The sequence below is a fragment of the Rhodococcus sp. 1163 genome, from assembly GCF_002091985.1.
In the GTDB taxonomy this organism is placed as follows: Bacteria; Actinomycetota; Actinomycetes; order Mycobacteriales; family Mycobacteriaceae; genus Rhodococcoides.
In genome coordinates, this window is sequence record NZ_MKKX01000003.1 from 16,323 (window position 1) to 36,608 (window position 20,286).

General features: G+C 61.5%; 16 protein-coding genes and 1 tRNA gene. 9 read left to right on the forward strand and 8 right to left on the reverse strand.

Annotation, left to right across the window (positions count from 1 at the left end):
- Nucleotides 1-75: 75 nt before the first annotated feature.
- The 6 genes from BJD99_RS00090 (at nucleotide 76) to BJD99_RS00115 (ending at nucleotide 8,917) form a co-directional block, all read left to right on the forward strand.
- On the forward strand, nucleotides 76-960 hold the full coding sequence (locus BJD99_RS00090; protein ID WP_084344583.1) for a universal stress protein: 885 nt from the start codon (nucleotides 76-78) through the stop codon (nucleotides 958-960).
- A 96-nt stretch (nucleotides 961-1,056) separates the two neighbouring features.
- Nucleotides 1,057-4,251 (forward strand): HAD-IA family hydrolase, encoded by a 3,195-nt coding sequence (locus BJD99_RS00095; RefSeq protein WP_179142119.1) that lies wholly within the window; start codon nucleotides 1,057-1,059, stop codon nucleotides 4,249-4,251.
- A gap of 127 nt (nucleotides 4,252-4,378) precedes the next feature.
- Nucleotides 4,379-5,191 carry a molybdate ABC transporter substrate-binding protein gene (gene modA, locus BJD99_RS00100; RefSeq protein ID WP_256895165.1) on the forward strand — a complete coding sequence of 271 codons (813 nt, stop codon included), beginning with the start codon at nucleotides 4,379-4,381 and terminating at the stop codon, nucleotides 5,189-5,191.
- A gap of 161 nt (nucleotides 5,192-5,352) precedes the next feature.
- Nucleotides 5,353-5,985, forward strand: coding sequence for a TetR/AcrR family transcriptional regulator (locus BJD99_RS00105; protein WP_256895166.1), 633 nt, complete (start codon nucleotides 5,353-5,355; stop codon nucleotides 5,983-5,985).
- 96 nt (nucleotides 5,986-6,081) lie between these two features.
- A complete protein-coding gene (locus BJD99_RS00110) occupies nucleotides 6,082-7,527 on the forward strand; it encodes an NAD(P)/FAD-dependent oxidoreductase (RefSeq protein WP_084344589.1) in 1,446 nt (481 codons plus the stop codon).
- A gap of 193 nt (nucleotides 7,528-7,720) precedes the next feature.
- Nucleotides 7,721-8,917, forward strand: coding sequence for an Ig-like domain-containing protein (locus tag BJD99_RS00115; protein WP_084344816.1), 1,197 nt, complete (start codon nucleotides 7,721-7,723; stop codon nucleotides 8,915-8,917).
- A 41-nt stretch (nucleotides 8,918-8,958) separates the two neighbouring features.
- On the opposite strand, the gene BJD99_RS00120 is transcribed toward BJD99_RS00115, so the two are convergent.
- From BJD99_RS00120 to orn, 3 genes are all read right to left on the reverse strand, one after another.
- Nucleotides 8,959-9,702, reverse strand: a complete 744-nt coding sequence (locus BJD99_RS00120; RefSeq protein WP_084344591.1) for a M23 family metallopeptidase — start codon at nucleotides 9,700-9,702, stop codon at nucleotides 8,959-8,961.
- Between the two features lie 315 nt (nucleotides 9,703-10,017).
- Nucleotides 10,018-10,093 (reverse strand) — tRNA-His (locus BJD99_RS00125).
- A gap of 86 nt (nucleotides 10,094-10,179) precedes the next feature.
- Nucleotides 10,180-10,782 carry an oligoribonuclease gene (gene orn, locus BJD99_RS00130; protein WP_084344818.1) on the reverse strand — a complete coding sequence of 201 codons (603 nt, stop codon included), beginning with the start codon at nucleotides 10,780-10,782 and terminating at the stop codon, nucleotides 10,180-10,182.
- Nucleotides 10,783-10,869: 87 nt separating this feature from the next.
- On the opposite strand from orn, the gene BJD99_RS00135 reads away from it, so the two are divergent.
- Nucleotides 10,870-12,612 (forward strand): helicase HerA-like domain-containing protein, encoded by a 1,743-nt coding sequence (locus BJD99_RS00135; RefSeq protein WP_084344593.1) that lies wholly within the window; start codon nucleotides 10,870-10,872, stop codon nucleotides 12,610-12,612.
- 28 nt (nucleotides 12,613-12,640) lie between these two features.
- Here BJD99_RS00135 and cmrA read toward each other — a convergent pair whose 3' ends face one another.
- The 3 genes from cmrA to BJD99_RS00150 are packed head-to-tail and all read right to left on the reverse strand — an operon-like array spanning nucleotide 12,641 to nucleotide 16,041.
- Entirely contained in the window at nucleotides 12,641-13,444 is an 804-nt protein-coding gene (cmrA, locus tag BJD99_RS00140; protein WP_084344595.1) for a mycolate reductase, read from the reverse strand.
- Nucleotides 13,445-13,480: 36 nt separating this feature from the next.
- Entirely contained in the window at nucleotides 13,481-15,517 is a 2,037-nt protein-coding gene (locus BJD99_RS00145; protein ID WP_256895174.1) for an NADPH-dependent 2,4-dienoyl-CoA reductase, read from the reverse strand.
- A complete protein-coding gene (locus BJD99_RS00150) occupies nucleotides 15,514-16,041 on the reverse strand; it encodes a PadR family transcriptional regulator (RefSeq protein WP_084344599.1) in 528 nt (175 codons plus the stop codon). The genes BJD99_RS00145 and BJD99_RS00150 overlap by 4 nt, the downstream gene beginning before the upstream one ends.
- A gap of 131 nt (nucleotides 16,042-16,172) precedes the next feature.
- Between BJD99_RS00150 and BJD99_RS00155 the strand changes: the two genes are divergently transcribed.
- The gene (locus BJD99_RS00155) at nucleotides 16,173-17,495 is read left to right on the forward strand and encodes an MFS transporter (RefSeq protein WP_084344601.1); all 1,323 of its coding nucleotides are present in this window, start codon (nucleotides 16,173-16,175) and stop codon (nucleotides 17,493-17,495) included.
- Here BJD99_RS00155 and BJD99_RS00160 read toward each other — a convergent pair.
- A complete protein-coding gene (locus BJD99_RS00160; protein WP_084344603.1) occupies nucleotides 17,492-18,316 on the reverse strand; it encodes an alpha/beta fold hydrolase in 825 nt (274 codons plus the stop codon). The two genes, BJD99_RS00155 and BJD99_RS00160, sit on opposite strands and share 4 nt — an antisense overlap.
- Complete coding sequence (locus BJD99_RS00165; protein ID WP_084344820.1) at nucleotides 18,313-18,954, reverse strand: TetR family transcriptional regulator; 642 nt, start codon at nucleotides 18,952-18,954, stop codon at nucleotides 18,313-18,315. The genes BJD99_RS00160 and BJD99_RS00165 overlap by 4 nt, the downstream gene beginning before the upstream one ends.
- Nucleotides 18,955-19,164: 210 nt before the next feature.
- On the opposite strand from BJD99_RS00165, the gene BJD99_RS00170 reads away from it, so the two are divergent.
- Nucleotides 19,165-20,277, forward strand: a complete 1,113-nt coding sequence (locus BJD99_RS00170) for a ferredoxin reductase (RefSeq protein ID WP_084344605.1) — start codon at nucleotides 19,165-19,167, stop codon at nucleotides 20,275-20,277.
- Nucleotides 20,278-20,286: the final 9 nt, after the last annotated feature.

The following is a 20,286-nucleotide window of genomic DNA, read 5'->3' on the forward strand; positions in this document are numbered from 1 at the left end:
GCGTAACTCACCCGTGCAATCGTGGTGATCATAGGCGGTGAGTCGCCGCACCCTTTTATCTGTCGGGAGGCTGACATGGTCTTGGCGAATCATCAGGAAATCGTTGTCGGAGTTGATGGTTCACCCACCAGTATGGCCGCGGCTCTGTGGGCCGCAGCCATGGCGGACCGTTTGGATTCTCCGCTGCACATCGCGTGCGCGGTGCAGGAACCGACGTTCTACATGGCCGAGTCCGTCATGGTGATACCCGAGGAAGTGTGGGAGCAGCAGCGTCGTACCGCCGAGGAGATTGTCGACGAGGCAGCGAAAGCCATCCTCGAGCGACATCCGTACCTCAGCGTGGCCACACATGTCGACGCTGTGCCGCCCGCTGAAATGCTGGTCGACCTGTCGGCTTCGGCACGGTTGATGGTGGTCGGTAGCTCCGGGACAGGCCTTGTGCTGTCGACTTTGCTGGGAAGCACCGCCAAGGTGGTGGCCGACACGGCAGCGTGCCCTGTCGTCGTGTGGCGTGAAGGTACTGGAGACCCGAACTCGCCGATCGTGGTCGGAATCGACGGCAGCGCCACGAGTGCCGCTGCGATAGCGATGGCCTTCGAAATAGCCTCGCGGCTGGAGGTGCCACTCATTGCTGCGCATGTGTGGAGTGCTGCATCCCAGGCGGGAGGCGTCACATTGCCGCTCCTCATCGACTGGGCGGCCATCGAAAAGGAGGAGTCGGTCCTCCTCGCCGAAAGCCTCGCGGGGTGGGTGGCGAAGTACCCGGACGTCGTAGTCGAACGTGTTCTCCGACAGAGCAACCCCGCGCACACTCTCGTCGACCTGTCCGAGCACGCCCAACTCGTTGTGGTGGGAAGCAGAGGACGAGGTCCGGTGCGAAGCGCCCTACTGGGATCTACCAGTAGCAATCTCACACACCACGCGCGCTGCCCAGTCATGATCTGCCGCGTGCACTCGTGAAACCTCGTGGTGCATCTCCGTTGGTATTCCGCGCGGAAAAAGCAGGCACCCCATAGAGTTCCGCATGGCGACCGTCGATTCGGGCATCGAGTCGCCGTGAGAATCCAGGGACGCCGGATCGATGCTGTGTTGTTCGATCTGGACGGGGTCGTCACCGACACGGCCGGGATTCACGAGCGGGCATGGAAAAGCATGTTCGACGCAGTGCTCGCTGCGGCTGGACAGGGGGATCGCCCGTTCACGCACGAGGACTACCGGGTCTATATCGATGGGCGGGATCGACTCGATGCTGTTCGCGGATTCACGCGCGCACGTGGTCTGGCTCTCCCCGAGACTCACAACCCCGAGACTCCCCACAGTGATATGGCACTGGGGAGCATTCGCGCGTTGGCTGATCGAAAGAATGAAGACTATCTCCGCACGTTGACCTCCGAAGGTGTTCGTACGATTCCTGGAACGATCGATGTGCTTCGTCAACTGCGGCTTGCAGGCATTCCGACAGCAGTGGTGTCGGCCAGCAGGAACGCGGGGGAGGTGATGGCCCTTGCCGGCGTCGGGGGACTGTTCGATGTGCGGGTCGACGGCACCGATGCACTGCGTCGAGGCCTGGCAGGTAAGCCCGCGCCGGACTTGTTTCTCGAAGCAGCCCGCAGGCTCGGAGTTGCACCCGAGTTTTCTGCCGTCGTGGAGGATGCGGTGGCCGGTATTCAAGGCGCGCAAGCCGGAAAGTTCGGACTGATCATCGGACTTCAACGGGCATCTGCGGCAGTCGAGTTGGATGCGGAGGTGGTTGTCGGCGATCTCACTGAACTCGATATCGACATCGGTTCGGACAGTCCCGCTGAATACAACGGTGCTTGTGAGTTGTGTTCCACCGACGCGGAATCGAAGTGGGTGTTGCATTACCGCGGCGCGATAGCCTCGAATGAGGGAATCCGTGAGAGCCTCTGCACCCTGGGGAATGGATACTTCGCGACCCGTGGTGCCCTGCCCGAGACAAGCGCCGACGGCGTGCACTACCCGGGTACGTATCTCGCCGGATGCTACAACAGACTCACCTCGACGATCAGCGGCGTCGACTACGAGGACGAATCAATTGTCAATTGGCCGAACTGGCTGGGCACCACATTCAATATCGACGACGGTGAATGGCTCAGCAGCGACAAGCATCTTCTGCAACACCACCACATCGCCTTGGATATGAGAGAAGGCGTTCTTCGACGCGAAAGCCTCCTCGAAGATTCGCAAGGACGTCGCACCTGGCTTCGGCAGATACGGTTCGTGTCCATGGCATCGCCGCACCTGGCGGCGCTCGATACCAGACTCGAGCCGGAGAACTACACCGGAACGATCACCGTGCGCGCGACCTTGGACGGCGATGTCACCAACGGCAACGTAGCCGAGTTTCGTGCTTTGAACAACGCTCACCTGACTGAATGCGAAACAGGTTCTGCGGCAAAGAATCAGGTATGGCTCCAGGCGCATACTCGGCAATCGCGGATCGCACTCACGCTCGCTGCCCGAATGGATTCTGCCGCTCCAGTCCTCGGCGCAACCAGCACCCCGACGAGCGTCTTTCAGGAAACCTCGGCTGACGTCACACAAGCCGTCGGCGTGCAAGTAGCATCGATCGTCGCACTGTATTGCTCCCGTGATCGAGCCATCTCCGATCCGCTCAGCGCTGCACTGTCGTGCCTCGACGAATCGGGATCTTTCCCCGCGCTTCTCGACGACCACCGACGGCAATGGAAACGGTTGTGGCATCGATACGATCTCGAGGTCGAATGCTCCGACGACGAGACCGTCCGAGCGGTTCGACTTCAGCTCTTTCATGTCGTCCAGTGCCTGTCTCCGCACACTGTGGATCTCGACGTCGGGATTCCGGCGCGCGGCCTTCATGGGGAGGCCTATCGCGGGCACATTTTCTGGGACGAGTTGTTCGTACTGCCGCTACTGAATCTGCGCATTCCAGAGTTGTCGAGATCTCTGTTGCTCTATCGCTATCGACGACTGTCCGAGGCGAAGCGCCGGGCACGTGAAATCGGCTGTAGCGGTGCCTTGTTCCCGTGGCAGAGTGGCAGCGACGGTCGCGAGGAGACGCCGCACGTGCTGTTCAATCCACGATCAGGACGATGGATGCCCGATCACTCCAATCGGCAATTCCATGTCGGTTTGTCGGTTGCCTACAACGCGTGGCACTACTGGGAAGTGACAGCAGACTTCGGTTTCCTGGCCTCGTACGGAGCCGAGATGTTGGTCGAAAATGCACGATTCTGGACCAGCCTTGCAGTGTGGGACGCCGACGACGATCGGTTCGATATTCGGGGCGTCATGGGACCCGACGAATTCCACGATGGATACCCCGGTCATCCCGGTGAGGGAATCGACAATTCGACCTACGTGAACGTGATGGCCTCGTGGAGCATTCGACGCGCGCTGGACGCTTATGCAATCGTCGGGCGTGACGGCGGTGTCGGCCTGTGGACTGGGCTCGATGTCAGCTCGTCGGAACTTCACGCATGGCACAACCTGGCATGCAGGCTGCGCGTGGAGTTTCTCGACAACGGATTGCTTGCACAATTTCATGGGTACGGGGAACTCCGCGAACTCGACCTCGATGACTACCGACAACGGTACGGAAACATCGGCCGGCTCGATCTGATCCTCGAAGCCGAGAATGATTCCTGCGCTCACTACAAGGTGTCCAAGCAGGCCGATGTTCTGATGCTGCTGTACCTGTTCACCGCGGAGGAGCTCACCGAACTGCTTTCGGGGATGGGGTACGACTTCGAGCCGAGCACGATTCCGGCAACCGTCGACTACTACCTTGCTCGAACGACCCATGGTTCGACTTTGAGCAGAGTCGCGCACTCCTGGGTGCTCGCACGAGGTAACCGTCGAGACTCCTGGGACATGCTGCGGGAGTCGTGCACGGCCGATCTTGCCGACAGTCAACAGGGAACGACCCGGGAGGGAATCCACCTGGGCGCAATGGCGGGCAGTGTGGACATCCTGCAGCGCTGCTATACCGGAATCGAAGTGCGAGGCGACACCCTGAGGCTCCATCCGCAATTGCCGATCGAGCTGCAATCACTCGAACTCGATCTCCGCTATCGCGACCACTGGGTTCATATTCGGTGCGACGGTGCAGCGACCACTGTCACGACGAACCCCAGCAGTGCACCGGCGATTCGGATCAGCATCGACGGGCATGAATTTGTGATGAACGGTGGTGAATCGGTTTCTACCACTGCCGCCCTCATCTCGGAAACAGCGAAAGCTGTGACGTGAAGTGCTCTGGCCAATCTACGTCTGCGAAGCAACCCCAAGCTTTTCTCCGCGGATGCTGCTCTAAGGTAGGTGTTGGTCCGCGTATGCGCATTGGCGGACTATGAACAAGCCTATCGAGGGAGCGAAAGTGAAGAAGAGTTACGGGCGACTCGGAACAGTCCTCGCCATGTCTGCATTACTGGCTGCGGGCTGCTCGAGTGGTGGTGGTGATTCCACGGCGCCGGAGTCTGGATCCACTGCTTCAGATCCGGCAGGGCAGGACATCAGCGGTGACCTCACCGTCTTCGCAGCAGCGTCGCTGAAGGCGACCTTCACTCAACTCGGCACCATGTTCGAAGCAGCCCATCCCGGGGCCGACGTTGCGTTCAACTTTGCCGGTTCCTCGGATCTGGTCACGCAGTTGACGCAGGGCGCACCGGGAGACGTTTTTGCTTCCGCGGATACCGCAAACATGACCAAGGCGCTCGATGCGAACCTGATCTCCGGCGACCCCGAGAACTTCGCGACGAACACGCTGATCATCGTCACCCCGCCCGGGAATCCGAAGGGCATCGCTTCCTTCGCCGACCTCGCAGACAAGGACAACAAAGTTGTCGTCTGTGCACCTCAGGTGCCATGTGGCGCTGCGACTACGAAGGTGGAGAAGGCGACCGGAGTAGACATTGCCCCGGTGAGCGAGGAGTCGTCCGTCACCGACGTCCTCGGCAAGGTCACCTCCGGTCAGGCCGACGCAGGTCTGGTCTACGTGACCGACGCGTCGGGCGCGGGTGAGAAGGTCACCTCGGTCGCCTTCGAAGAGTCGTCCGGTGCAGTCAACACGTACCCGATTGCGGTGCTGTCGGATTCGCAGAACAGTGCGGCGGCGAAGGCGTTCGAAGCCCTGGTCATGAGCGCCGAGGGGCAAGAGGTTTTGGCTGACGCTGGATTCGCTGCGCCCTGACGACAGTGAGATCGCAAGCAATCGAGACTACAGTCGCGCGGGTGACCTACTCCGGTAAGACACGTGCTTGAATATTGGTAGTGGGGTAGTTCACTCGAAGGTGTGTCCGGTTCGAAAAGCAATGGTAGCGAAGGGTAGACCCCGAGATGACGAGTAGCGGCGTGCGTTCAGCGCGCACGGCGGGGACGCGTGAGTCGATCTTGCTGATGGCAGAACGACTGTATGCCGAGCATGGACTTCATTCGGTGTCCAACAGGCAGGTGAGCGAGGCTGCGGGGCAAGGCAACAACGCGGCGGTCGGATACCACTTCGGTACGAAGGCGGACCTCGTACGCGCGATCGTCGAACGCCACTCGGGCGTGATCGAGGAGAATCGGACCACGCTCGTGCTTCGAAACGGGGATTCGGAAAGGCTTCGAGATTGGGTCTCGTGCCTCATCGCGCCGTACACCGATCACTTGGCGACGTTGGGCCAACCCAGCTGGTATGCACGATGCGCAGTCCAAATCATGACCGATCCGACGCTGCGGCCACTGATGTACGAAACGGCAGGGGTTTCTTCCTCGTTGAGGAAGACCCTCGTCGGCCTTCATCGATGCCTACCGGATCTGCCGGCTGAGGTGCGCCGAGCGCGTAGTGACATGGCCCGAAATATGATGATGCATATCTGCGCCGAGAAAGAACTCGAATTCGCACAGCATCCCGAGCGTCCACCGAACTGGGCCGACTGCGGAACCGATCTGATCGACGCCACGGTGGGCATCTGGCAGGCCCCGGTATCGCCGCGACGCTGACAGAATGAAAAGCGACACGTCGAAGTTCCCGGATCCGGGGGAGCCCGAACCACACGATGGAGTTCTTGCCATGACTATGCTCGCGAACATTTCCTGATGACCACGACAGTCGACGTCCTCATCATCGGCGCAGGCCTGTCCGGAATCGGTGCCGCGCATCATCTTCGGTCCACCCTGCCACACAAGAGCTATGCCGTTCTCGAGAGTCGTGGGGCGATCGGCGGAACGTGGGATCTGTTCAGGTATCCGGGGATTCGATCCGACTCGGACATGTACACCCTCGGCTACAACTTTCGCCCCTGGGTGGGCGACAAATCCATCGCCGACGGCGCATCCATCCGCGAGTACATCGAGGACACGGCGCGTGAAGCGGGTATCGACCGACACATTCGGTTTCATCACACAGTGGTGTCGGCCGAATGGTCCACTGCGACCTCGACATGGACGGTCGAGGCGAAGGTGGGTGAATCAGGCGAAGTTGCCGTGTTCACCGCCTCGTTCTTGATGTGTTGCAGCGGATACTACGACTACAGCAAGGGGTTCACGCCGGATTTCGAGGGCCTCGAAGACTTCGGCGGAACCGTCGTGCATCCGCAGTTGTGGCCGGAGGATTTGGACTACGCCGGCAAGAAGATCGTCGTGATCGGTAGCGGTGCCACGGCTATCACCCTGGCGCCGACCCTTGCCCGTGACGCCGAGCACGTGACGCTGCTCCAGCGCTCACCCAGCTACATCATGTCGTTGCCGTCGAAGGATCCGATTGCGCTGGCGTTGCGCAAGTACTTGCCGTCACGTGTGGCCTATGGGGTCACTCGAATGAAGAACGCCGTCACCTCGATCGGGATGTACGTGCTGTGTCAGCGCTACCCGAATTTCATGAAGGGACGGATTCGCAAGCTTCAGGAGGGCTGGTTGCCCGAAGGCTACGATCTCGACACCCACTTCACACCGAAATACGATCCCTGGGATCAACGGCTCTGCCTCGTTCCCGACAGTGATCTGTTCACGGCCATCGGAGAGGGAAAGGTAGACGTCGTCACCGACCACATCGAGCGCTTCACCGAGAACGGGATCGCGCTGACGTCCGGGGAGAATCTCGACGCCGACATCGTCATCACTGCGACGGGTCTCAATCTCGTCGCCCTCGGCAACGTCGCCCTGCGGGTCGACGGCAAGCAGATCGACATCACCGAGTCGATGGCCTACAAGGGCATGATGCTCACCGATGTGCCGAACTTCGCCTTCGTCATCGGGTACACCAATGCCTCCTGGACGCTCAAGGCCGATCTGGTGTGCGACTACATCGTGCGGCTCCTCGCACACATGGACGCCAACGGCTACCGGGAGGTCCGCCTCGAACGTGATGCAACCGTCGGGGAGGAACCGTTTCTGGATTTCGCTGCCGGCTACGTTCTGCGTTCGGTCGACACCTTTCCCAAGCAAGGTTCGGTTGCACCGTGGCGCCTGCGGATGAACTATTTCAGAGACCTTCCCTCGTTGCGTTACGGCACACTCGTCGACGACAACATGCGAATGCGCTGACTGGTGATTCGTCACCGATCTCACCGGTGCGATCGGTGAGGTAACACGAAGCCGATACCGCGCGATTGGTATTCGAACGTTACTCGAGCTGCGGCATTTCGATTGGATAGCCAAGCTGTGACCTGGAAGCATTCAATTGTGTCTGCCGGGCCGAGTACGTGCCCCGAATCGGTGTGTGGAAGTGGAGCGTGTGATGAGGTTCTCTCGCGGAATTGGGACCGCCGCGGTCTCGATGTTGACTGCAACTATCGTCCTGTCCGGATGCACGACGTCGAACACAGGTTCGACGGACGCACTCGCTCCGATCGACTCCAACCCGATTGCCGAACTCATGAAGCCCAAGGTGAGCTCCAGCGTGGCCGATGGTGCAGTCGGATTCTCTCCCGCAGATCCGGTGACCGTCTCTGTCGCCGACGGCAAGCTCGCGAACGTCACGGTGATGGATTCGGACGGCGTGCCGATCGAAGGCGTCCTTTCTGCCGACGGCCTGACCTGGTCCAACACCGAGCAGCTCCAGTACAGCAGCCGTTATCGCGTGCAAGCAGATGCGTACGGAATCGGTGGTGCGACCCGCACGGTCAACAACTTCACGACCAATCAGCCCGGCAACTTCACCAAGGCATACGTATTGCCGAACGAGGGTGCGGTCGTCGGAATCGGTCAGCCCGTCGCGGTGCAGTTCGACGAGCCGATCGCCGACAAGCTCGCTGCGCAGAACGCCATCCAAGTCACGACGACGCCTCCCGTCGAAGGCGCGTTCTATTGGGTCAACAGCAAAGAGGTTCGGTGGCGTCCGCAGAACTACTGGGCGTCCGGCACTCGCATCGATGTCGCCGTCAACGTCTTCGGCCGTGATCTCGGTGACGGCATCTACGGCCAGGAGAACTCGTCGACGTCGTTCACGATCGGTGACGCCGTGGTCGCGACCGCAGACGACAACACCAAGCAGGTCACTTTCTCGGTCAACGGACAGAACGTCATGACGATGCCCACCTCGATGGGGAAGGACAGTACCCCCACCGACAACGGCGTTTACATCATCGGCGACCGATTCGATCACCTGGTCATGGACTCGTCGACCTATGGAGTGCCGGTGAATTCGTCTTCCGGTTACCGCACGCCCGTCGACTGGGCGACCCGTATGTCCTACAGCGGTATCTTCTTCCACTCTGCGCCCTGGTCAGTGGGCCAACAGGGGAGCTCCAACACCAGTCACGGTTGCCTCAACCTCAGTCCCGCGAACGCGAAGTGGGTCTACGACAACACCAAGCGTGGAGACATCGTCGTCGTGCAGAACACGCTCGGCGGCACACTGTCCGGTACCGACGGGCTCGGCGACTGGAACATCCCCTGGGGTGACTGGAAGGCCGGCAACGCCAACTCCATGTGACAGGGGCGCCCTTGACCAGGCGTCACCCCCACCCGATGGGCTCAGCGTGCATCCAGGCTTTGGTACCTCGCTGGATCTACTCCCAGCGTTTTCAGGTAGCCGACCGGTTCGATGCTCGAGCCGTTGTTTCTGACCTCGTAATGAAGATGGGGTCCGGTCGAGTTACCGGTGCTGCCGACCTCACCGATCTGATCGCCGGGCGCAACGGTGTCGCCGACGCCGACGTTCATCGCGGATTGATGCCCGTAATAGGTCACCGTGTTTCCGCTCTTGACCCGCACGAGATTGCCGTAACCGTCTCCCGCGTCACCTGCTTGTTCGACGGTTCCGCCGTTCACGGCGTAGATCGGGGTGCCCGACGGGGCAGCGAAGTCCACACCCTGGTGGAATTGGCCACCGTTGCCGGTCGGGTTGTTCCTGCTGCCGTAGTTGGAAGAGAGTTCGTAGCTGCGCGCGGGCAATGGCAGCATCGCCCCGCCCAAGCCGACCGACGGCGGCGCGAGAACGACTTCAGGAGCGGACGGCGTGCTCGCATCGGGTGCGGGCCCGAAGTCGGAATCGAGAATCACCGCAGCGACCTCGTTGATCAGCACGCCGGTGGCGTCGAGGACGGCTGAGAGGATTGCTGCTCGCTGCTGAGCGTCGGGTTGAGGGATGGGGAGTACAGGCAGGTCGATGGTCGGCTGCGCCGTGGCCACGGCCGGATCGATCAGACCTGCGGAACCGATGCACAACGCCGCCGACAACACCGAACCCGCGATCGCTCTGTGAACTTTTCGACCCACTGCAACTGCCTCCTAGTCTCTGCCCGGCTGGTATTCCCTGATGGGCTTCGAACGACGGGTGGCGCGTTTCGGGGGCGCGTCGAATCAACGGTGCAAGTCACAGCTTTCACGTTGGTACTTTTCTTCCCCAAAAGTGCCATTTGCAACCGTACGTCACATGAACCCCATGCGACACTCGAAAGTTGAATTACAACAACGTAATTCGCTACTCGTTCGATGCACTTCCGCCGCGACTTCGTGACGTGCGCCGAGAGCAGGGGTGCAGAACGCACAAGAAAGCCGGCCTCCGTGTGGAGACCGGCTTTCTTGCTTCTATGGGGTGAGTGACGGGACTCGAACCCGCGACACCCAGGATCACAACCTGGTGCTCTACCAGCTGAACTACACCCACCATAGCTACCGGACCGAACCCTCGCGGGTTCTGTTTCAGCAGCGATGACAATACTAGCGGTTCGAATCGTTGGTTGCCAATCGGTATCAGGACTGCGTGTCGAGTCCCTCTACAACTGCAGCAATATCGCTGGTAGAGGGCCCAGGAGGCGCCACGAACACGGTCTGGCGGTAGTACTTCAGTTCCTTGATGGACTCTTCGATGTCTGCCAACGCGCGGTGGGCCAGACCTTTGGTCGGCTGACCGAAGTAGATGCGCGGGTACCACCGACGGGCGAGTTCCTTTATAGAACTGACATCGATCATTCGGTAGTGGAGGTAGGTATCGAGGTCACCCATATCGCGTGCGATGAAGCCGCGATCGGTGCCGATCGAATTTCCGGCCAAGGGCACTGTCCCGGCAACGGGGACATGCTCGCGGATGTACGCGAGTACCTGACGCTGCGCCTCTTCCAGCGTGACCGAAGATGCACGCACCTCCTCGGTCAATCCGGATTTGGCATGCATCTTCTTCACCACGTCCGGCATCCCGGCCAGCGCGTCGTCGTCGGCATGAATGACGATGTCGACACCGTCGCCCAGTACGTTCAATTCGCTGTCGGTGACGAGCGCCGCAATCTCGATGAGCTTGTCCTTCGACAAGTCCAGCCCGGTCATTTCACAATCGATCCACACAAGTTTGTCCTGCACCAGACACACCCTAGTGCGGGCCTCGTCACCACTAAGGTTTGCGGTGGTGATCAACTGCGAGATGAGCTGTGTCAAGGAGGACGGAAGATGACGGTCGATCCGAATTCGGCGGGCGGTGGGTTGCCGTCGACGCCTGCAGAGAAGGCGAAGGCAGCCAAAGCCGTCGCACTCGAAGCAGCCCGAATCGCTCGCGAGGCTGCCGCAGCAGCGGATGCCGCCGAAAAGGAAGCGATCGACGCGGAGGCAGCAGCAGGCGCGACCGGGACATCCCCGTCGGGGGGCGTGACCTCCTCGATCGCGGCGGGCTACGCATCGCACGGCGCAGTGCTCGAGCTGGGATCGGTGATGCTCGACGGCGTCAGCGACCCGTCCGCTCGCATCGCGATTCCTCTGGCGACACTCAATCGTCATGGCCTTGTCGCCGGCGCCACGGGTACCGGCAAGACGAAGACCCTTCAGGGCATCGCCGAACAGCTCTCCGCCGCGGGAGTTCCAGTGGTGATGGCCGACGTGAAAGGTGATCTCTCGGGATTGTCGGCACCGGGAGCAGACAACGAGAAGATACGCAGCCGTGCCGTCGACTGCGGGGAATCGGACTGGATACCCACCGGCTACCCCGTGGAGTTCCTCTCCCTCGGAACCGGTGGCATCGGTGTCCCGGTCCGTGCAACGATCACAGCTTTCGGGCCGATCTTGCTCAGTAAAGTGCTGGAACTGAACAAGACTCAGGAGTCCACCCTGGGGCTCATTTTTCACTGGGCCGACAAACAGGGGTTGGCGCTGCTCGATCTCAAGGATCTGCGATCGGTCATCACACACCTCACCTCGGCCGAAGGCAAGGCCGATCTGAAGGGCATCGGTGGAGTCTCGACGGCGACTGCCGGAGTCATCCTGCGCGAGCTCGTCAATCTCGAGGCCGACGGCGGCGACACCTTCTTCGGTGAACCCGAACTTCAGACCGAGGACCTGCTGCGTGTCGACGGCGACGGCAAAGGGATTGTGACCCTGTTCGAACTGGGTGCCCAGGCGTCGCGACCGGTCATGTTCTCCACATTTTTGATGTGGGTTCTCGCCGACTTGTTCCAGACGTTGCCCGAAGTGGGGGACATCGACAAGCCCAAACTGGTCTTTATTTTCGACGAGGCGCACCTGCTGTTTGCCGACGCGTCCAAGGCGTTCCTCGAACAGGTCGAACAGACCGTCAAGCTGATCAGATCCAAGGGTGTCGGCGTGATCTTCTGCACCCAACTACCGACGGACATTCCCAACGAGGTCCTGTCTCAGCTCGGGGCACGAATTCAGCATGCGTTGCGCGCGTTCACACCAGACGATCAGAAGGCTTTGAACAAGACTGTCCGGACCTATCCCACCACCGACGTCTACGACCTCGAGAAGGCCCTCACTTCACTCGGTACCGGCGAAGCGATTGTGACTGTGCTTTCCGAGAAAGGTGCCCCGACGCCGGTGGCATGGACAAAGATTCGTCCACCGCGTTCACTGATGGACACTATCGGCAACGACGCGATCTCGGCCTCCGCCGCAGCCAGCACGCTGAGCTCGAAATACGGTGCGACGATCGACCGCGACTCCGCCTACGAACGCTTGCAAGCGCGCGTGTCCGACGCCCCGAACACGGACCCGGTCCTGGACATACCGCCGCTCCCGGTGGACCTACCGGACTTGCCGCGCGTGGAACCGCAAGGGCCGTCGGCTGCCGAGCGCATCATGGACAATCCGGCGGTGAAGAGCTTCCTACGATCTGCGGCGTCCGCGGCAGGCCGCGAGATATCGCGGAGCATCTTCGGTACCGGGCGGCGGCGTAAGCGCTGACGTCCGGCATCGTTGTCGGCGCTGCCCTCTACCCGCCGAGCTTCTTGTAGAAGCCTCCGATGATCGGAGCGGAAATAGCACGAGGGCTGTATTGGCCTGCAACGGACATGGCCTTGCTGAGGACTCCCGGCACTACGCGCATTTTGTTCGTGGCGAGCGAATCGAGCGACAACTTCGCGGTGTAGGTGCTGTCGATCCACAGGAAATCCGGGACGAGCTTGTCGACGATGGACGCGTCGGCGGGATCGGGTGTTTCGGTGCGGACGGGTCCGGGGGCCAGAAGCGTGACGTGCACTCCGCTGTCCTTGAGTTCGAGGCGCAGGGATTCGGAGAACGTGTTGACGAAGGCCTTCGAGGCCGCATAGGTGGCGTTGTTCGGTATTGCCATGTTGCCCGCGGCTGAACCGGTCATGAGAATCCCGCCGCTTCCGCGCGCGATCATTCCGGGCAGGACGGCGAGCGTAAGATCATGCACCGCAACGGTGTTGAGCTCGACCTGATCGCGCTCGTACTGAGGGTCCAGCTGCGCAAGAGGGCCGAATGTCGCTATTCCTGCGTTGTTGCACAGGATGCTGATCGGCCGTCCGGACAGCTCGGTCGACAGGGACGCACGAGCAACACGATCCGCGAGATCGACGACGCGAACCTCGACCGTCACGCCGTGATCGGCGCGAAGTTTCGTTGCGAGGGCTTCGAGCAACTCACCCCGACGAGCAACGACGACAAGCGAGTGCCCTCGCCTCGCCAACTCGGTGGCCAGGGCCTCTCCGATTCCGGAGGAGGCGCCGGTGACGACGGCGCGGGCATCAGGGGAAGGACTGGGCAGGCTCACGGTGAGACAGGCTAGCGCAGCGACGTCCTCGCCCGATCAGATACTCATCGCAAGCCGGGTGGCCTGCTCGATTGCGCGTTTGGCGTCGAGTTCGGTGGCGAGGTCCGCGCCCCCGATGACGTGCGTCTTCATAGCCGATGCGGCCAATTCGTCTACCAGGTCACGGACTGACTCCTGGCCTGCGCAGACAACGATGGAATCCACCTCGAGAATGCGAGGCCGTTCGTGCTTCTCACCGAAGGAAATATGTAGCCCGTCGTCGTCGATACGTTCGTAGTTGACGCCCGAGAGTTCGTGCACGCCCTTGGCCTTCAATGCTGCGCGGTGGACCCAGCCGGTCGTCTTGCCCAGTCCGGCCCCGATCTTTCCGCTCTTACGTTGCAGCAGATACACCTCGCGGGGAGACGCGGCCGGAATCGGGGTCGTCAGCGCACCGGGCGCGGCCTCGGGTTCGGTCACGCCCCACTCCTGCTTCCACTCCTTCACATCGAGCGTCGGCGAAGCGTCGGTGGTCAGGAACTCCGATATGTCGACGCCGATACCGCCTGCACCGATCACGGCCACCCTCTTACCGACGGGCATGCCCTCTTCGACGACCTCGGCGTAGGACAGGACCGACGGATGGTCGATGCCCGGGATGGACGGGATTCGCGGGACCACGCCGGTGGCTATGACCACGTCGTCGTAGCCACCGGCGAGGAGTTCGGCTCCGGTGACTGTGCGGCCGAGGTGTATCGCAACGTTCTGCTCGTGGAGTGAGGTGGTGAAGTACCGAATCGTCTCGGCGAACTCTTCTTTGCCGGGGATGAGCGCGGCGATGCCGAATTGCCCGCCGAGTTGCGGGCGTGACTCGAAGAGACTGACTTCGTGGCCACGTCGCGCCGATTCGAGAGCCGCGGACAACCCTGCGGGCCCGGCCCCGACGACGGCGATTTTCTTCGTCCTTCGTGCGGGGAGCAACTGCAATTCGACCTCGCGCCCGGCTCGGGGATTGACCAGGCACGAGACTGTCTTGCGAGCGAACGCGTGGTCGAGGCACGCTTGGTTGCACGCGATGCACGTGTTGATGCTGCCGGGAGCGTCGGCTTCGGCCTTGCGCACCCAGAACGGGTCGGCGAGCATCGGCCTGGCCATCGAGATCAGCTCGGCGTCCCCGCGCGCGAGAATCGCTTCGGCTGTCTCCGGCATGTTGATGCGATTGGATGCGGCCACCGGGATTCCGACGTGTTTGTCGAGTTTTCCCGTGATGTCGACGAATGCGGCGCGCGGTACCGAGGTGACAATGGTCGGGACCCGCGATTCGTGCCATCCGATATCGGTACTGATCATGTCGACGCCGACCCGCTCGAGCTCCTGCGCGAGTGCGACGATGTCGTCCCAGCTCTGCCCGCGCTCGACCAGATCGGCCATCGACAGGCGGAACACGACCAGGAAGTCCGCACCCACTGCAGCGCGTATCTTCTTTGCTATCTCCACAGCAATCCGTCGGCGATTCTCCGGGCTGCCGCCCCATTCGTCGCCGCGACGATTGGTTCGCTCGGAGAGGAACTGGTTGATGAAATAGCCTTCGCCGCCCATGATTTCGACCCCGTCGTACCCCGCCGACTGTGCCAGTCTCGCGCAGCGTACGTAGTTGCGGATCTGCCATCGAACCCCGCGAGAGGATAGTCTTCTCGGTCGAAATGGGTTGATAGGAGCCTTGATCGACGACGCCGATACGGAGAAGGGCTGGTAAGAATAGCGGCCGGCGTGCAGGATTTGCAGGGCGATCTTCCCACCTTCACGATGCACTGCGTCGGTGATGCGTCGGTGCCGTCGGGCTTCGATCCGGTTGGTGAGTTTGGCCCCGAACGGCAACAGCCAGCCGGTTCGGTTCGGTGCATATCCACCGGTGATGATCAGTGCGACGCCACCTCTGGCGCGCTCGGCGAAATACTCGGCGAGCCGGGCGGTGTCGCGACCGCGGTCCTCGAGCCCGGTATGCATCGATCCCATGATGACGCGGTTCTTCAACGTCGTCGTGCCGACCTTCAACGGAGACAACAGGATTGGATACCGACCGGTTGTGCTCACAGCTTCTCCAACACTTCTTCGCACCATTCGGCAAAGCCTTCCTCGACTCGAATTCCACCGCGGAGCACCAGGTACTGGTGCAAGGCCGCTCCGGCAAGACCTGCAGGAGCGGGAAAATCACGTTTTTCGATCAATCGATACAACTGCAGGCGCTCGAGATGCACGTCGCGATGGCGTCGTACCTCCACCTTCAATGCCGCGATGTCACCGAGGGCGGCGCCGCGGATCTTCACAGCCAACTCGTCTCGGAGAACCGCCGGGTCGGTCGGCTCGGCGATCCACCTGTCGAGTTCCGCCTTACCTTCGGCACTGACGGAATAGACCTTCTTGTCAGGTCGTCCTTGCTGAGCCACCGCGGTGCATACCACCCAACCGGCGCCGTCCATTCGCGTCAGTACTCGGTAGATCTGCTGATGCGTCGCACTCCAGAAGAAGCCGATCGACTTGTCGAATCGGCGCGCGAGTTCGTACCCCGACCCCGACAGCTCGGTGAGGGAAACGAGGAGTGCGTGTTCGAGTGCCACGCAGCAAAGTATGTATGCAACGAAGTGCTTATGCAACTAGGTGCATAACGGGCGCTCTCGGTCGGAAGTCGCACGTCGACTCGATACCCGAGTGGGACGCCCGACGAGGATTGCTCGCCTAGGCTTCCGCTATGAGTGAACAGGCGAATGCCGCCGTCGTCGGCGTCGCGACGACCCAAAAGCAGGTATTCGCCTGGGGGATATGGGATTGGGGATCGGCCGCGTTCAATGCCGTGATCCTGACCTTCGTGTTCTCGGTCTACCTGACCGACGCGGTCGGCGATGACTTGCCGGGTTCCATTTCGGCGACGTCGTGGTTCAGTTGGTCGATCGGCCTGGCTGGGGTCGTCATTGCCGTCCTGGCCCCGATCTCCGGGCAGCGGTTCGACGCCCGAGGGCGAAGAAAGCGGTCCCTCGGAATCCTGACAGGTCTGACCGTCCTCAGCATGGTGGGCCTGTTCTTCGTGAAGGACGACTACCACTATCTGTGGCTCGGTTTGGTACTGCTGGCTTTCGGTTCGATTCTCTTCGAACTTGCCAGCGTTCCGTACAACTCGATGCTTCGCCAGGTCTCGACGCCGCAGAACATCGGCCGGGTCTCCGGATTCGGTTGGTCCATGGGTTATTTCGGTGGCATCGTGCTGCTGCTGATCTGCTACTTCGGTTTCATCACCGGCGACGGAGACACTCGAGGACTGTTCGGTCTGACGACCGACGGCGGGCTGAACATCCGTTTCGTTGCCCTTCTTGCGGCCGTATGGTTCGCCGTATCGGCCATTCCGGTTTTCCTGGCGGTGCCGGAACTGCCGCCGACGGGTGCAGATCCGGACGCCGCCAAGGCAGGAATTGCCGAGTCCTACAAGGTGCTGTTTCGGGATCTCGGCGAACTGTGGACGGTGGATCGGCGCAGTGTCTATTTTCTTGCCGCAAGTGCGTTGTTCCGGGACGGTCTGGCCGGGGTCTTCACCTTCGGTGCGGTTCTCGCAGTGAGCGTGTACGGCATCGGGACGGCCGATGTGTTGTTGTTCGGCGTCGCGGCCAACGTGGTCGCCGGACTCGGGGCGATCAGTGCTGGACGGTTCGACGACAGGGTAGGCCCGAAAACGGTCATCGTCGTCTCGCTCGCGTCGATGATCTTCGCGGGCGTCGTGCTGCTCTTCGTGTCCGGGCCATTGATGTTCTGGGTTTTCGGTCTCGTCCTGTGCCTGTTCGTCGGACCAGCGCAGTCTTCCTCCCGCACATACCTGGCGCGACTGGCCCCGCCAGGGCGGGAAGGACAATTCTTCGGCCTCTACGCTACGACGGGCCGAGCAGTGTCGTTCCTTGCGCCGACCTTGTTCGGACTCTTCGTATGGCTATTCGACTCGGACCGTGCGGGGATCGGTGGTCTGCTCGTGGTTCTCGCGCTCGGCCTCGGGGCGCTACTGGCAGTGAAGGCGCCGGACAAGGTCTAACTAGAGACGATGCGTGCACGGATCTCGTCCGCGAGCCGCTCGGGAGCTTCCTCGGGTACCCAGTGCGAGATGCCGTCCAGTTCGACGAAGGTGTAGTCGGCGTCGACGAACTCTGCGCAACGTTCCGCCGCGGCGCGGCCGATCGCAGAATCGTGATTGCTCCACACATATGTGGTGGGGACCTGGACGGATTCGAGACGACCGAAGTCGCTCGTCATCGCGCGGTACCAATTGAGGGCTGCAGTCAGAGCGCCCGGTCCGCTGAGGTGCTCGACATAGCTGTCGACAGCACAGCTGCTGCCGAACATGGCACGCAATCGAGCGGCGTCGTGCTCCAGGAGTACTTGTTCGGCTTTTCCCTCGATGCGAAGCAATTGCATATAGCTCGAGCGCGCCTTCTGATCCTCGTCTTCGCGCAGAGCCCAACCGAACGCGGCCGTGTGCGGCACCGAGACCGCAGTGAGGGAACGTACGCGCTCGGGATGTCGGGCGGCCAGCTGCCATGCCACGGCCGCACCCCAGTCGTGGCCGACGATGTGTGCCGACTCGAGATCGACCGCGTCGAGCAACCCGAGAACATCGGCGACAAGTTTGTCCGAGGTGTATTCCGCGACATCCGACGGCCTCGCTCCGGGGGAGTACCCGCGCTGGTCGGGGGCGAGTGTCCGGATGCCAGCGGTGTGCAGGCGAGGGGTTACCTCTTTCCAGGAGAGCGATGACTGCGGAAACCCATGCAGCAGGACGACAGGTGTTCCATCGTCGGGACCCTCGACCCGGACGTCGAAGACGAGGTCGTCGATCGTGATGGTCTCCATGGTCATCGGTTTCCTTCCGCTCGGTGTCGCGGATTCCACGATCCCATGCCGAGCACGATGAGCCGGACTTGCTGCTCGGTGCGGCGCACCAGTTCTTGTTCTTTCTGGCTGCCTGGGCGGTCGATCTCCAACAGGCCTACCGTCGCGGTCAACATAGTGGAGACGATAAGGTCCGCGGCCATCTCCAAGTCGGCAACATCCCAGGTCGAAAGACCTGGCATGCGGGCGAGGTCGACGGTCAGCTCGCTGACGAACATCCGCAGTTCGGTCGCGAATGCTTGTCGTACTGCGGTGACGCCGCCGTATCGTTCGCGCGAGAGGAACCGGAACTGCTCCTCGTGGCTGCGCATCTGCCTAACCAGGATCGCGAACGACTCGGCCGCATTCTTGACGCTCGGATCCTTCCGCGCATCGCGCAACATCTGTCGCAGCATTCGCATCGAATCCTCTACCAGGGCGACACCCAAATCGTCCATCGATGCGAAGTGGCGATAGAACGCAGTCGGAACGATCCCCGCAGATCGAGCAACCTCACGCAGACTCACGCTTGCGAAGGAGCGATCTCTCAGCAGTTCGAGAGTGCCGTCCATGAGCGCCTGCTTGGTGCGTTCCTTGCGTTCGGCTCGGGTGCCCGGTTCCGTCACGGGTTCGAGTTTATGACTGTCCACTGAGCGAGTACTCCCGGTCCTGAGCTCGACTGGCGCGGTAGCTGTGATGTACGTCATATCTTTGACGGTTTGTTCGTGCCGTCACATTGACGTTGACAGCTCGGGGTGCGGATCTGCCACACTGATTCTAGTGCACAGCCGTACACTGAAACGGTTCCGCCGTTTCGACCGCTATCGGGAGGCGAGATGACACTTCATCAGAAATCGCGAAGACCGCGACTGCCGGGCACCTTCTCTCTGTTGTCCTTGTTCGAGGCGATGGCGACACCGCACGCCCTCGATCGCTATCTCGAACTGGTCGACCCGATGACCACGGTCCGCGATCTTCGAGCTGAAATCACCGCGGTACATCGCTCCACCCGTGACACAGTGACCTTGACGATGCGCCCGACGCAGCAATGGCGTGGGTTCGAGGCAGGTCAATTCGTGCAGGTCGGGGTCGTCATCGACGGTGTCCGCCACACTCGCTGCTACTCGCCGAGCTGCTCCCAGTATCGCGATGACGGTCGAATCGAACTGACTGTGAAGGCGCATCCGGAGGGGCTGGTTTCCCAGTATCTGCATTCGAACGCGCGTGAGGGGCTGGTTGTCAGTCTTTCTCAGGCGGACGGGACATTTCATCTCCCGCGGCCTCGGCCGGCCGGCGTGCTTCTCATCAGCGGCGGCAGCGGAATCACCCCCGTGCTGTCGATGTTGAGGACGCTGCTGGACGAGGGGTACAGCGGCGACCTCACCTTTTTGCACTACGCGTACACCGAAAGCGACGTCTCTCATCGACGTGAACTCGACGCCATTGCAGCAGCACACGAGAACATTGGCATCGTGTTCGCTTACACCGATCAGGAGCAAGGCGGCGATCTGAACGGCTTCTTCGGCGCCGAGCACCTCAGATCCGCCGCACCGTGGTACGCCGGCGCCGAGACGTACATGTGCGGCCCGCCCGGACTGATGCGTGGCGTCGAAAACGTGTATGCCGACCTGGGTCTCACCGAACGCCTCCACCTCGAAGAATTTGCGCCACCCTTGGCCGTCGTCACCGGCGACGTCGGAGGCGAGGTGTCCTTCACCGAGAGCGGCAAGGTCGGTGACAACTCCGGTCTGACACTGCTCGAGCAGGCCGAAGAGGTGGGCCTGACCCCCGCATACGGATGTCGGATGGGGATTTGCTTCACCTGCACCTCGGTCAAGACATCCGGATGTACCCAGAACATCAAAACCGGTGAGACGGACAGTGAACCGGACAAGAAGATCCAGCTGTGCGTCTCGGTGCCAGTCGGTGATGTCGCCATCGAGATCTGAGCTGTTCAC

Bases quoted from the DNA above. Each gene is read 5' to 3' on its own strand.
- BJD99_RS00160 (WP_084344603.1), bottom strand. From the start codon at position 18,316: ATGACCATGGAGACCATCACGATCGACGACCTCGTCTTCGACGTCCGG.
- BJD99_RS00135 (WP_084344593.1), top strand. From the start codon at position 10,870: ATGACGGTCGATCCGAATTCGGCGGGCGGTGGGTTGCCGTCGACGCCT.
- BJD99_RS00155 (WP_084344601.1), top strand. From the start codon at position 16,173: ATGAGTGAACAGGCGAATGCCGCCGTCGTCGGCGTCGCGACGACCCAA.
- BJD99_RS00090 (WP_084344583.1), top strand. From the start codon at position 76: ATGGTCTTGGCGAATCATCAGGAAATCGTTGTCGGAGTTGATGGTTCA.
- BJD99_RS00115 (WP_084344816.1), top strand. From the start codon at position 7,721: ATGAGGTTCTCTCGCGGAATTGGGACCGCCGCGGTCTCGATGTTGACT.
- BJD99_RS00110 (WP_084344589.1), top strand. From the start codon at position 6,082: ATGACCACGACAGTCGACGTCCTCATCATCGGCGCAGGCCTGTCCGGA.
- BJD99_RS00170 (WP_084344605.1), top strand. From the start codon at position 19,165: ATGACACTTCATCAGAAATCGCGAAGACCGCGACTGCCGGGCACCTTC.